The following is a 13261-nucleotide window of genomic DNA, read 5'->3' as shown; positions in this document are numbered from 1 at the left end:
GTGATCAAGGACATGGATTTTTCTCAGGACGACAAAACCGTCCTGCTCGACCGTCAGGGCCATGGCCCGGCGCAGGGACCATTGACAGACTCCACCGCTCCGCCGCGTTTCGAACAGCTTGAAGAGCGCATGATTTACTCGGCCCGGCGAGGCCCGGTGGAAGCCTTCAGTATCAGTCTCAATCCTCTGGTTGCAGCGGCGTCCCGTCTGCTGTCAGAAGTGGTGCGGCTCAAGCGAAACGCCGCCAGTGAAGACTTGCCAAGTCTTAACGGGCGATTGAGCCTCGCAGTGGAAAATTTTGCAGTAAGCGCTCAGCAAAAAAGTATCGAGACCAGCCAGATGTCCACAGCACGTTACGTGCTGTGCACGGTAGTGGACGAGGCGGTGGTGACCACCGCGTGGGGTAAAGAAAGCGAATGGTCTCAGATGAGCCTTTTGAGCAAATTTCACAATGAAACGTCTGGGGGCGAAAAGTTCTTCCTTCTACTTGAGCGTCTGTCAAAGAACCCGGTCAAGCACCTGCCTGTGCTGGAGCTGATGTACCTGTGTTTATCGCTGGGTTTCGAGGGCAAATATCGCATTCAGCCGCGTGGCCTGATGGAACTCGAAAATCTTCGCGATGCCCTTTATCGGCAAATTCGCCATCTGCGCCCGGATGTACCGCGTGAACTGTCACCTCACTTGGAAGGCATTCGCACCCATCGAAAAGACTGGGTGCGTATCGTTCCATGGTGGGCGGTAGTGCTGATAACGGCGGTGTGTATGGCCGTGATGTTCTCGGGTTTTTCCTGGGTATTGAGTGAGCAGCGCGCTACGGTCTTGCAGCCCTTCCAACAGTTTGGTCAGGCAGCGGTTGAGCTGCAGTTGCAGCGGTTGTACAGGGACGCTTCATGAAAAAATACTTCAAACAAACTGGCGCATTGCTGCGTAAGACATGGCTCTGGACGCTCCTGTTGGTGTTGTTCGTGGCGCTGCTTGTATGGTGCGCCGGCCCGCTCCTGGCAGTAGATGACTACAAGTTCTGGGAAAGCCCGACCTCACGTCTGCTAAGCATCAGTGTGCTGTTCCTGGTTTGGGGCCTGGTCATGGTTTTCGTGAGCTGGCGCGCTGGCGTACGCAAACAAGTGCTGGAAAGCACCGAAGACGGACAGGCCCGCCTGCTCCGAGTAAAGAAGATCGACGAAGAGAGGAGAGAGCTTCGATTCCGTTTCAAAGACGCGCTCAAAACCCTCAAGGTTTCGAGCCTTTATCCCGATCGTAGCCAGCATTGGCGCAATGATTTGCCGTGGTACTTGGTCATTGGCCCCGAGCGTAGCGGCAAAACTGGCTTGCTGGACTCGTCAGGCCTTGAGTTTCCGCTCAACAAGATCGACCAAAAACTGATGTGCAATTCAGGGGCTACTCAGTATTGCGATTGGTACTTCGCCGAACACGGCGTGCTGATCGATACGGCCGGACGATATCTGACCCAACCGGAAATCGACGTCGACGCCAGTGGCTGGAAAACGTTGCTGGATCTGCTTCACAAGCGACGTTGCAATCGCCCGCTCAATGGCGTGCTGGTGACCCTGCCTGTCCAAACGCTGCTCACTCACAATCAAGATGCGTTGAGCACCCTGGCGCACCTGGTGCGTGCACGCCTGCACGAGGTACAGCAAAAGTTGCATGTCGACCTGCCGGTTTATTTCGTATTAACCAAGACGGATGAACAGCCAGGCTTTGACGAGTTCTTCGACCAATTGACTCGCGACGAGCGTGATCAGGTGTTGGGCGCCAGCTTTGGTGACGTGTCGCGCAGGGTTGATACGGCTGTGGTTCGTGCTGAATTCGAAACACTGCTCCATCGCCTCAACAGTCAGATCATCATGCGCATGCATCAGGAGCGGGACCCGTTGTGTCGTGGTCGTATCCTCGACTTCCCACACCAACTTGAGTTGATTGGCGAAGGACTGTGTCACTTCATCGAAGCGGCCTTCATCGGCCATCGGTACCAGCGGGTGAGCCAATTACGCGGATTCTATTTCACCAGCGCGGCTCACTTGAACAAGCCACTAGATACCAACACCAACGCCAGCAGCGGTGTGAAGAGCGGTATGTCACCTGGCCGGGGCACCATTCACTCACGATTCATAAACCATATTTTCAGTCGGATCATCTTTCCCGAGGCCGATCTTGCCAGTCTGGACAAGCGTGAGCGCAGCCGCGTTCATTGGGGTCAGCGCGCGCTATACATTGGGGCGATGGCAGGATTAAGTTTATCCGCATTGGTGTGGGCCAGCGGTTATTCGGCCAATCACGAACGGCTTGAAAGGTTGCGCGCTTTAACACAAGTCTGGACGCAGCAGCGTTCGGCGTTGACGGCCCAGGGTGATTTGCTAACGGCGCTTCAGACGATCGACAACAGCTACGCAGCAACTCAGATATTCCCTGAAAAGGGTGATATCTCCTACCACGAGCGCGGTGGACTGAATCAGGGTGACGCTGCCAATCCCGTGATCAGAAGCGCTTACCAGCGTGAGCTTGATACGCACCTGTTGCCACGGGTCGCGACACTGTTGGAAGGGCAGATTCGCACCAACATGAAGGACCGTGAGCGCTTGCTCAACAGTCTGCGTGCGTATCTGATGCTGAGCATCCAGGATCGTCGTGATTCGGCGTGGTTGAAGGAATGGGTCGCTGCTGACTGGTCTTTGCGTTATACCGGCAACACGACTGCGCAAAACAGCTTGAACGCACACTTCGAGCGATTGCTGGTGCAGCCTTTCAGTTATCCACTCAATGATTCTCTGGTGGCGCAGGCGCGTCAGATTTTGCGGAATGAAACGTTGGCCAGCGTGGTTTACCGGATGCTGCGCGATCAGGCCCGCATTCTCCCGGTGTACCGTTTGAGCCAACACTTGGGACCTCAAGGTTCACTGTTTGTCGGCACCGACTACGTCATACCAGGGTTCTATACCAAGCAGGGTTATCAGCAGTATTTTTCGGTCCAGGGCATCGCACTGGTCAGCGAAATTCTGCGTGACAACTGGGTATTGGGTGAGGGCTCGGACATCAGCGGCATGGACTTGCATCGCTTGAAGGTCGAGCTGGAGCAATTGTATTTCCGTGACTACGCCAACCTCTGGGGCGATGCAATTGGTCAGGTTGCGCTGCAACCGATCAATGATGCCGGTGAAGGCGCCGAACAACTGGCGGGTCTGACGTCTGCCCATTCGCCCGTGTTGCAACTGCTGGCGCAAGTGCGCGAACACACCCGTTTCCCGACGATCGCGGAGGGTGCGGATGATGCGGGGGTAGTCGCCCAACAGCTCGCAGAGAAGGGCGGCAAGCTCGCCGCGTTCGCAGTGCAAAAGGCACCGGCCGCACTGGCCAAGCATTTACCGGATACGGCAAGAAATGCCCTGCAACGTCGCTTCGAACCGCTGCATCGTCTGCTGGACGACAACAGCGGCCCGGCTGCTGACCTGACACCGGCGCTGCAGGCAGTCAACGATCTACAGCTGCAATTGGCGAGCCTCGCCCGTGCCAGCGCACCGGATCAGGCGGCATTCGACATGGCCAAGGCCCGCATGGGTAGCCAGCGTGATGCCCTGAGCCATCTGCGCACGGCGTCCGGTCGCTTGCCGCGCCCGGTTGGTACCTGGTTTAACGTGCTGGCCGAAGATTCCTGGCGTCTGGTGCTCAGCGATGCTTACCAGTTCCTCAATCAGCGTTATCAGAATGAGCTTTACAGCTTCTACGGCAAAGCAATCAGCAAGCGGTATCCGTTCAGTGCACACAGCGCCAGCGATGTGGCGATCAACGACTTCCGCGAGTTCTTCAAAACCCATGGGGTCGTGGATCGCTTCTTCGACAATTACATGCGTCCATTTGTCAGCGGAGCTCCAGGCAACTACCGATTGCGCACTATCGACGGGTTGAGCCTGCCCGTATCCAGGGTGTACCTCGATCAGATGGCGACGGCGCATGTCATTCGGCAAAGCTTTTTCGCCGAGAACCCCGACGAGCCGCAGGTGCAGTTCAAGCTGGAACCGTACACTCTGGATCCGATGGTCAGCCGTTCCGAATTCCGCTTTGGCGACAGGAGCATGGAGTACCGTCATGGTCCGATCGTGGCGGCCTCCTTCAAGTGGCCAGTTGACGCTGAGGGCGGGCGGACCAGTCTGGTGCTCGACAAAATGGTCGGCCGCCCGATCGGTATCGAGAAGAACAGTGGACCTTGGTCATTGTTCCGCCTGCTCGATCTGATGCAAACCGAATACCTGTCCGGTCGTGATGTATTGGTGCTCAAAGCGGATTTGGGTGGGTTGCGAGCCAACTACTTGCTGACAAGCCAGCGCACGCCGAACCCATTTGACGTGGGCGCGCTACGTACCTTCCGCATGCCGGTCCAGCTCTGATGCCGATTGACGGTTCCTGGTGTAGCGCTGCGCATACAGATCCGGGCAAGGTTCGGGTGCGTAATGAAGATGCTTTTCTCGATTGTCCACAGAAGGGGTTGTGGGCGGTCGCTGACGGCTTGGGTGGTCACCAGAGTGGCGACATGGCCAGCCAGCTTATCGTTGCCAGCCTCGAGGATTTGCCGCTACCGGAGGACTTCGACGAGCGACTTAAAAGTGTGCGTCAGTGCCTGCACTGGCTCAACCGGCGTTTGAGCCAGGAACTAACCGTCATTGCGGAACACTGTGACGCAATCATCGGCAGCACGGTGGTGGTGTTATTGGTGGATGGCAGTCGCGCGGCCTGTGTCTGGGCCGGCGACAGTCGTTGTTATTTGTGGCGCGGGCAGCGCTTGTATCAGTTGACCAAAGACCATTCGTTGATGCAGCAATTAATAAACGAACAACAGATGAGCGTCAGTCAGGCTCGCGCGCACCCTCAGGCGCAGGCATTGACCCGGGCTGTGGGAGCCAGCGAACAGCTAGCCCTCGAAGTACTGGAGCTTGAGGTTCATCCGGGAGATGCGTTCCTGCTGTGTAGTGATGGCTTGTATCAAGGCTTGAATAGCAATGCATTAGGGAGCGCATTGAGCCTGTCTGTACCGAGTATGGCGCTGGCGCGTTTGTTCGATGGTGCGTTGAACGGTCCCGCCCGGGACAATCTGACCGCCGTAGTGATCCGCTAATGATTGAGCCTGCGTTAATGCTTGACCCGTTACCAATCAGCGAAGATGAGGTAGTTGACCTGACCTATTTCGCTTTCGCCAACCCTGCCGAACCATCGCGTGAAGTACCAGCGACATGCATTCGCATTGGCGATTTGCCGCAGGTATTGGGCGGGCGTTACTGCATCGAGCGTTTGCTAGGCGCTGGCGGTATGGGTGTGGTTTACCGCGCTCGGGATCTGCTATACGAGCAGTTCGGAGATCCCGAACCGTATGTCGCGCTGAAACTCCTCAGTGAAGACTTTGCCGATTCTCCGGACGCCAGCGCATTGCTCTATAGCGAGTTTGCCCTGACCCGGCGACTGCATCACCCCAACGTGCTGCGCTTGCACAATTTTGAAGTGGACACTCAGTGTCAGCGAGCCTTCTTCACCATGGAATTAATGCATGGTCGGACGCTGGATAAATTGCTCTGCGAACACCCTTTGGGATTACCGTGGCCGGACCTGCGTGATATCGCGCATGCGTTGCTTGATGCGCTGGCCTATTCCCACAGCCGCGGCGTACTCCACGGCGATCTGAAACCGAGCAACGTGATGATTGGCGAAGATGGCCTGCGGCTGTTCGATTTTGGTCTGGGCCAGGCCGAGAAGGGCGTCCTGCCGGGACTTGCGCAACTGAGCCGGAGTCGCTTCAAGGCGTGGACTCCGGGCTACGCTGCGCCGGAATTGCTGAACGGTACGCCGCTGACAACAAGAGCCGACGTCTTCGCGGCTGCCTGTGTGATCTATGAGCTGGCCAGTGGAACGAATCCTATGCGCGGTTTGTTTTCGACTCTGTCCAGTAATGAACACCTGAGTCTTGACCTGCAAATGCCCACGAACATGCCTAAACACTGCTGGCAAGCCTTGCGAACGGCATTGGCTTTCGATCCTGCAACCAGACATCTTACGGCGTCGCACTTGCGTGACATCTTGGGAGGCTCTTCCTCTTGGTGGAGCCAATGGTTTTATCGACGCTCTGAAAGTCATGCTTCGTCAATGACTTGGTAGTCATCAGTGTCAAAAAGTGCGTCATCTTCTTCTAACGCAACTCGATAGTGGCGTTCCTGTTCGAAGTCGCTACACTGCGCCGGCCGTTCATTCTTCCTTTGAGGCTTGCGCATGAAATTTCGTTTTCTGTTGTGGATGCTGGGTTTGTTGATGGGTAAGGCCAGTCGGACCAATCCTGCGTTTCAGCAGCAGTTGGGCGACAAGGAGTTGGTGTTTCAACTGCAAACGCTGGACGGAAAAGTGGCGCGACATTTCCGCGTGAAGGATCAGCGTATAACCAGCAAGGCGGGTGTGTACGCCGAGCCTGCGTTTGCCATTGCCTTTAAAGACGCCGCGTATGGCTTTGCCACGATGCAGGCGAAGAACAAGCAATTGGCGTTCATGACGGGGATTCAGGACAAGTCGATTCAGATCAAGGGCAACCCGGCGCTGGTGATCTGGTTCCAGGGGTTGACCAAGTATTTGAAGCCGAAGAAGGCCAAGCCAAAGGTTTGAGGTTTTTTCCGGCTGACCACAAGGATTCGTCTCCGGCCTTTAGCCTTACGACTCCTGCGGGTCTGATGTGTCGAGTGATCGTGCCCTGTAAGTCTTGTATATCTGCTGGACTTCCGGATTATCCAGGTTCTCGTAGGTGATGCCTTCCTTGTCCAGGCCATCCAGGCCGCGGATGCTGCTGATGGTCGCTGGCCACTCGTCTCGACTGGCGATATCGACTACGAACGGTTGCAGGTAGTGATCGAGATGCCTCCCGCGAGGTTCTCGAATTTCATCACTGAGCGCCCGCAGGTAGTCGTCCTTGGTGGTCTTTGACCAGTCGATGGCGAACCGGGCCCGATAGCAGAGCTCCATGAAGACCAACAGGATCGTGCGGCCGTTGCCGTCGAGAAAGGGGTGTGCGAACGCTAGTTGGCCCATTACTTCGCCAGGGCGATCTCTGAAACGTTTCTGGTTGGCTGCTAGCTCAAGCGCATAGTCGACAGACATCTTGATGGAGTTCGGATGCTCAAAGACGGTGCTTCGCGGATCGCCGTGCAAGCCCTTGAAGACAGCCAAGTGCGGGACAAGCTCGCACCGATCTTTTCCTGCCCAAGGATAGAAGCCGGAGAAAAGGATCTCGTGAACTTTGAGGACTGACTTGTAATCGATTGGCTTGGTCTTGGCCAAATAGGCAAGAGCGTCTTCGATGCTCAATTCGAACGAAAAATGCTCTGATTCTTTAACTTCAGTGGGATCTTTCAGGCACAGCGAGTTTTGAAGGTAGCCAGCCGTTTCGAAATCGCCGAACGGGTCAAAAGTCATGCGCTACGTTTCTTCGAGCGCCTCTCCTGAAGGTAACGCCCTTGGAGCACCAAGGCTTCTGATTTGCTCAATGCGCCTTTTTTCTTCAGATTGACGAGCAACTGTTCAACGCCATCCAGCACGACGATATCACCCGCCAGACAGGTAATGGTCACGGCCATACGGCTCATGCCGTCAGGCTCGGCAGTGATTTTGTGTTCCTTGGCAAGCTTGCGGACTTGACTTGCAACACTGCTAGCCGCTGTTTGGGTCATCGGAAAGCCCTCTATTTGCGCTCAAATCATAGCAGTGCGCTTGCTTTCTGTCGTTGCTGGCTCGTCGGCCAATGCATGCATGACGGGGATTCAGGACGACTCGATTCAGATCAAGGGCAACCCGGCGCTGGTGATCTGGTTCCAGGGGGTGACCAAGTATTTGAAGTCGAAAAAGGCCAAGCCTAAGGCTTGAGGGCGCTTTTGCTACTTGGGCAGATATTTGGACGGATCGCCGCCGGAACAACTTTGCCTCTACAGCCTCTTGATTGAGCCATCTGTTAGTTGAAGAAATAACAAACTATTCCAATTTTTGAATTTCTGGATCGATCTCTAGGCCGAAATAATCTATTTGAATGTCATTTGTGACAGGTCACAAAAGTCGATTTCGCGTGCTCCATAGCGTTGAGTGTCACTGAACGTGCCCTTTTTACTTCAATGGAGTGCGCAAATGAACAAGGTGAACGAAGTTGCGGCAGGAACTCTTGACTCGTCGTTTGGTGATATTGGTTAAGAAATAGCTATCGAGATATGCAGGTAACAAATGATAAGAAGCTTGCTCTTGTCGGGCAGGCGAGTTTGTTGCGATACCAGACGTGAGAAGTAGAGCAGAGCTCCGATGGGAGCGTGCTCAACTGGGATCGATATGTCTTGTAGGACTCATTAGGATCATTCAGAGACCACAATCATGAAGCAAGAATCCGGGTTAAAAAACGCAGGCACTCTCGACCCAGCCTTTCATGGCGATGGCATGATGGAAATGCCGACCAGTACGACTGCAGTGGCTGCTCTGCAAGATAAAAAATTACTGGTCGCTACTGGGTGGCTAGCCGGTTCAGGGCATACCGTTTCACGATTTACCGACAAAGGAGCGTTTGACCAGTCCTTTGGAAAGGACGGCACAGTTGTGATACCGGATAGAGGCGCAGTTGCAATGTCGCCAAGCGCTGTGATTCCCCGTTCAACTGGCGGATACCTTATCAGTGGCATACAACTAGTAAGGGCCGACAAACTGTATGTCTTTGGTTTGCTGGAAGACGGTCGATTAGATGAATCTTTCGGTGATGAGGGCATGGTTACGCTTTTAGCTTCCGAACTCGGGGCCGACGCCAGGTTTGTTGATAAGGACTCGACTATCGATGCGCAGTTCTTCAGCTCCGGTTGGATGGTTGTATCCCAGCTTGATGCAAAGATCTATTTGAGCCACTCCTTTTATACTTCCAGCGGCGTCTTCAAGGGTGTTGTGTACTGCCTTAATCCAGATGGTTCAAGGAACACGAGTTTCAATGGCGGCCATGTATTTATTGAGTCGCCAGTCGCCGGAATTGCCCTCGGAGGGTTGGCAGCCGACAGGGATGGTGTGTTGGTCGGAGGTACACTTTTCGCGCCTGTCGGCACTATGGGGGACGCTTTCGTAACTCGCTATAACCAAAATGGAGCTATCGATACTTCGTTCGGTAACGGTGGGAAAGTCATCATCCCCAACGGTGAAGAGGGGCGGATGTCCTTTCTGTCCTCCACGGTGTTACGCGCAGATGGTGCGATTTTGGTGACGGGGTTCTCAAACAAGGGAGAAGGCCTGATTACCGTCCTTAACGCTAGCGGCAGCTTCAATCTGATTTTCAACAAGGGAAGACCGCTGTATGACGATTTCCGTGAAGGATTGAATTTCGCGAAATGTGTCGCGCAGCCGGATGGAAGAATCGTGGTGACCGGTTGGACTAGCGACGGTTACTTGATGGTTTCGCGTTACCAGCTTGATGGCGCTCTTGACCCTGCGTTTGGAGGCAAGGGCTGGGTCCTCTTCCCCAGTAAGGCAGAAGCGAATACGCGGCACCTTGGGAGCGAACTCACATCGGATAACAAGATTGTCATTCTGGGCCACTCTTATCATCGCTATGCGGTGCGCTACCTGACCTGAAACCGGGCTGGTTTCATCGCGAGCAAGCTCCCACAGAGATTGTGATCCTGAGGGAGCGGGCCTGTTTGCGTTTAGGCCTGGCTGAACTGCGAAGCCAGTTCGCGTAGCAGCACTTCAGCTTCCAGCACTTTGCTGACCACATCTTCAGCCTTGGCGCGGGTCAGGCCAACGCGTTCGAGCAGGGCGTCGGGGATGTCTTCATCCGGGCCCGAACCGATGCCACGGCTGCGCAGCAGGCGTACGGACAGGCACACCAGGTTCGGGTACTCGGCGTAGGCGCCGTCGTAGGTGGGGTCGTGCTGGAAGCGCAGCGCGGTGGACAGTTCTTCGGGCATGTCCCAGTAGCGCATCAGCCAGGCGCCGATCTGTTCGCGGCTGATGCCCAGCAGGTGTTGCTCGATGTAGCTGTGGCACAGGTGCGGGTTGACCTCCAGGTGGCGGCAGATCAGCGAGAAGTGCGGCGGGAACACGTGGGCCAGCAGCAAGTAGCCGAAGTTGTGCAGCAGGCCGGCGAGGTAGGTCAGGCCGGCTTCCGGGCGTTGGGCGCGCGGCATGGCGCGGGTCAGGCCTTCGATGACGGCGGCGGTGTAGATCGATTGCTGCCAGTACGGCGTGGCGTGTTGCGGGTGGTCTTTGGGCAGGCTCAGGGTTTTGCCCAGGGCCAGGCCGAGTGCCAGGTTGATCACCAGGTCGAAACCCAGCACGCGGACGATGGCGTCTTCCACTGAACGAATCTTGCCCGGCGACGCGTAGTACGGCGACGCCGCCCAGCTCACCACTTGTGCCGCCAGTGCCGGGTCGGTTTCGACCACGCTGGTGATGTCGTCGATGGTGGCGTTGGGGTCGACGCGCAGTTTGATGATCTTCTGCGCGGTTTCGGCCAGTGGCGGAATTTCGATGGTCGCTTCCAGGCGTTGCTGGATACGCCGCGCGGTGAACGCCTGAACAGCTTGGGTAATTTCCTCGCGGTCATCGTCGGGGCGGTCGAGGTTCGGGCGGATGCTGGTCAGCGCTTCGCCGAAGTTGGCGGCACTGGCTTTGTTCAGCATCGATTTGAAGGCTTCGCTGGTGATTTCCAGCAGCACGCCCGGCTCGCCCGAGTTGACCAGCACCATCGGTTCGCGCAGCAGGCTTTCTTCGTACAGGCACGGCGAACTGGTGAGTGACGGCAGGCCGGGCAACAGGCTCAGGTTGTGCTTGCCGAGCATCTTTTCCAGGCGCTCGGTGGGTACGGCGGTGAGGCGGCGACCAGTGAGTTCGGTGAGGCGATTGAGGTCCAGCAATTGGCTTTGCGGGAACAACACCATCAGCGCGCCGACAGCATCATCGAGCAGAACGGCCTGGACCTTGCGCGCCGGATTCAAGCCGTGATGGTCAAGAACCTCTTCGTAGGCAATGCCCATTTTGTTCAGTAACAGCCGAATGACCGACGGCGCGTGCGGGGTAGCGGGTGCGAGGGCAACTTCGGTCATGTTCTGTATCCGTTCTAAAACAATTGCAGGAGTATAACCAGCTTGCTCAAAGCCATCGCCCACAAACTGCGACGGTGCTCACACTTGGCCGTATTGCTGCCCATGGCGCAACCAGCGATCAAGCAGCGGGCTGACATGGTCCGGCCAGCGTTCGAGCAAGGCTTGAGCGGCGTCGCGCACGGCGGGTAGCAGGTCGGCGTCGCGCATCAGGTCGGCGACTTTGAATTGAAGCAGACCGGTCTGCCGCGTGCCGAGCATTTCACCGGGGCCGCGCAGTTCGAGGTCTTTTTCGGCGATGACAAAGCCGTCGTTTGTTTCGCGCATGATACCCAGGCGCTGACGGCCGATCTGCGACAGCGGCGGATGGTAGAGCAGCACGCAATGGCTGGCGGCGCTGCCCCGACCCACACGACCGCGCAACTGGTGCAGTTGCGCGAGCCCAAGGCGTTCGGGGTTTTCGATGATCATCAGGCTGGCGTTGGGCACGTCCACGCCAACTTCGATCACGGTGGTGGCGACCAGCAGTTGCAAGTTGCCAGCCTTGAATTCGGCCATCACTGCGGCTTTCTCAACTGGCTTCATGCGGCCGTGAATCAACCCGACTTTCAACTCGCCGAGGGCGGCGGTGAGGTCCTCAAAGGTGGTTTCCGCGGCCTGGCAGGTCAGCTCTTCCGACTCTTCGATCAGCGTGCACACCCAATAGGCCTGACGCCCTTCGGCACAGGCGCCGCGCACCCGTTCGATGACTTCGACGCGCCGGGTGTCGGTGATCAGCACGGTGTTCACCGGGGTTCGGCCGGGTGGCAATTCGTCGAGGATCGAGGTGTCGAGGTCGGCGTAGGCGCTCATGGCCAGCGTGCGGGGGATCGGCGTGGCGGTCATGATCAACTGATGCGGGCACATCCGCCCGCCGACGCCTTTCTGCCGCAGCGCCAACCGCTGTTGCACGCCGAAACGGTGCTGTTCGTCGATGATCACCAGCGCCAGGTTCTTGAACTGTACTTCGTCCTGGAATAGCGCGTGGGTGCCGACCACCATCGGCGTGCCACTGGCGATTTGTTCCAGCGCAGCTACGCGGTTTTTGCCCTTGAGTTTGCCGGCCAGCCACGCGACTTCGATGCCCAGCGGTTCGAGCCAGCGCTTGAAGGTGATGAAGTGTTGTTCGGCGAGAATCTCTGTGGGCGCCATCAACGCCACTTGGTAACCGGCCTCCAGCGCCTGCAACGCAGCGAGGGCGGCGACCACGGTTTTACCCGCGCCAACGTCGCCCTGAATCAGCCGCAGCATGGGTTCGTGCTGACTCAGGTCGTAGGCGATTTCGTTGCCGACCCGCTGCTGTGCGCCAGTCGGCGAGAAGCCGAGGTTGGCGAGGTATTTGGCTGGCAGCTTCGTGGCTTTCGGCATCGCCGGTGCGCGCAGGGAACGCATGCTTTCGCGCAAACGTTGCTGGGACAGTTGATGGGTCAGCAGTTCTTCAAAGGCCAGGCGGTGTTGCGCCCAGTGATGACCGAGGGCGAGTTCATCGACGTCGGCATCGGCGGGCGGGTTATGGAGATAGCGAATTGCATCGGCCAGTGGTGCCAGTTGATAGTCCCGCGCCAGTTCGTTCGGCAGCCAATCGGGCAGGCTGCTCGGGCCGAGCAAGGTCAGGGTTTGCATGCACAGTTGGCGCAAGCGCTGTTGCGTCAGGCCTTCGGTGAGCGGGTACACCGGGGTCAGGGTTTCATCCACGGGAGGTGGTTCGTCGCCGGTGATGGCGCGGTATTCCGGGTGGTAGATTTCCAGCCCCGAGGCACCGGGCCGCGCTTCGCCGTAGCAGCGAATCCGCGTGCCACGCTTGAGGCCTTCCTTCTGTGCATTGCTGAAATGGTAGAAGCGCAGACTGAGCCCGCCGGTGCCGTCCTGCAGGCGCACCACCAGGCTGCGGCGTCGGCCCATGACCACATCGGCGCCGCTGACGGTGCCTTCGATTACGGCGTCCTGGCCCGGGCGCAGCGCGCCGATCGGCACCACGCGCGTGCGGTCCTGATAACGCAGGGGCAGGTGAAACAGCACGTCCTGGAGATTTTCCAGGCCGACCTTGGCCAGTTTCTCGGCCATGGCTTCGCCGACACCCTTGAGTGCCGTCACCGACACTTGCGACAACTCGGTCATGACGCTTG

10 protein-coding genes and 1 pseudogene are annotated in these 13261 nt (G+C 57.2%); 7 read left to right on the top strand and 4 right to left on the bottom strand.

From position 1 onward, the window contains the following. The 5 genes from icmH to KGB21_RS09635 all read left to right on the top strand — a co-directional run bounded on the left by icmH (position 1) and on the right by KGB21_RS09635 (position 6651). Complete coding sequence (gene icmH / locus KGB21_RS09655; RefSeq protein WP_223504914.1) at positions 1 to 894, top strand: type IVB secretion system protein IcmH/DotU; 894 nt, start codon at positions 1 to 3, stop codon at positions 892 to 894. Next, a complete protein-coding gene (tssM, locus tag KGB21_RS09650; RefSeq protein WP_223504912.1) occupies positions 891 to 4400 on the top strand; it encodes a type VI secretion system membrane subunit TssM in 3510 nt (1169 codons plus the stop codon). The genes icmH and tssM overlap by 4 nt, the downstream gene beginning before the upstream one ends. Then, positions 4400 to 5125 carry a PP2C family protein-serine/threonine phosphatase gene (locus tag KGB21_RS09645; RefSeq protein ID WP_223504910.1) on the top strand — a complete coding sequence of 242 codons (726 nt, stop codon included), beginning with the start codon at positions 4400 to 4402 and terminating at the stop codon, positions 5123 to 5125. Before tssM ends, KGB21_RS09645 begins: the two co-directional genes overlap by 1 nt. Next, on the top strand, positions 5125 to 6156 hold the full coding sequence (locus KGB21_RS09640) for a serine/threonine-protein kinase (protein ID WP_223504908.1): 1032 nt from the start codon (positions 5125 to 5127) through the stop codon (positions 6154 to 6156). Before KGB21_RS09645 ends, KGB21_RS09640 begins: the two co-directional genes overlap by 1 nt. Before the next feature lie 111 nt (positions 6157 to 6267). After that, positions 6268 to 6651, top strand: coding sequence for a helicase (locus tag KGB21_RS09635; RefSeq protein WP_223504906.1), 384 nt, complete (start codon positions 6268 to 6270; stop codon positions 6649 to 6651). Positions 6652 to 6696: 45 nt separating this feature from the next. On the opposite strand, the gene KGB21_RS09630 is transcribed toward KGB21_RS09635, so the two are convergent. Together KGB21_RS09630 and KGB21_RS09625 are read right to left on the bottom strand one after the other, a co-directional pair. Beyond that, positions 6697 to 7455, bottom strand: a complete 759-nt coding sequence (locus KGB21_RS09630; protein ID WP_034147740.1) for a Fic/DOC family protein — start codon at positions 7453 to 7455, stop codon at positions 6697 to 6699. Further along, positions 7452 to 7709 carry a hypothetical protein gene (locus KGB21_RS09625; RefSeq protein WP_034147739.1) on the bottom strand — a complete coding sequence of 86 codons (258 nt, stop codon included), beginning with the start codon at positions 7707 to 7709 and terminating at the stop codon, positions 7452 to 7454. Before KGB21_RS09625 ends, KGB21_RS09630 begins: the two co-directional genes overlap by 4 nt. A gap of 73 nt (positions 7710 to 7782) precedes the next feature. Here KGB21_RS09625 and KGB21_RS09620 point away from each other — a divergent pair. Both KGB21_RS09620 and KGB21_RS09615 read left to right on the top strand, forming a co-directional pair. Continuing rightward, positions 7783 to 7902: pseudogene (locus tag KGB21_RS09620) on the top strand (helicase); the annotation flags it as partial. Between the two features lie 492 nt (positions 7903 to 8394). After that, positions 8395 to 9627, top strand: a complete 1233-nt coding sequence (locus KGB21_RS09615) for a hypothetical protein (RefSeq protein WP_223504904.1) — start codon at positions 8395 to 8397, stop codon at positions 9625 to 9627. 71 nt (positions 9628 to 9698) lie between these two features. Here KGB21_RS09615 and KGB21_RS09610 read toward each other — a convergent pair whose 3' ends face one another. Both KGB21_RS09610 and recG read right to left on the bottom strand, forming a co-directional pair. Then, positions 9699 to 11099: an aminoacyl-tRNA deacylase and HDOD domain-containing protein gene (locus KGB21_RS09610; RefSeq protein ID WP_034147737.1), complete on the bottom strand. Its 1401-nt coding sequence runs from the start codon at positions 11097 to 11099 to the stop codon at positions 9699 to 9701. Positions 11100 to 11177: 78 nt separating this feature from the next. Further along, complete coding sequence (gene recG / locus KGB21_RS09605) at positions 11178 to 13253, bottom strand: ATP-dependent DNA helicase RecG (RefSeq protein ID WP_034147736.1); 2076 nt, start codon at positions 13251 to 13253, stop codon at positions 11178 to 11180. Between the last annotated feature and the right edge of the window lie 8 nt (positions 13254 to 13261).

Source organism: Pseudomonas sp. GL-RE-29 (assembly GCF_019947275.1).
Classification (GTDB): Bacteria; Pseudomonadota; Gammaproteobacteria; order Pseudomonadales; family Pseudomonadaceae; genus Aquipseudomonas; species Aquipseudomonas fluorescens_A.
Note: the sequence above shows the minus strand (reverse complement) of the source record. Positions and strands in the feature narration are given on the sequence as shown.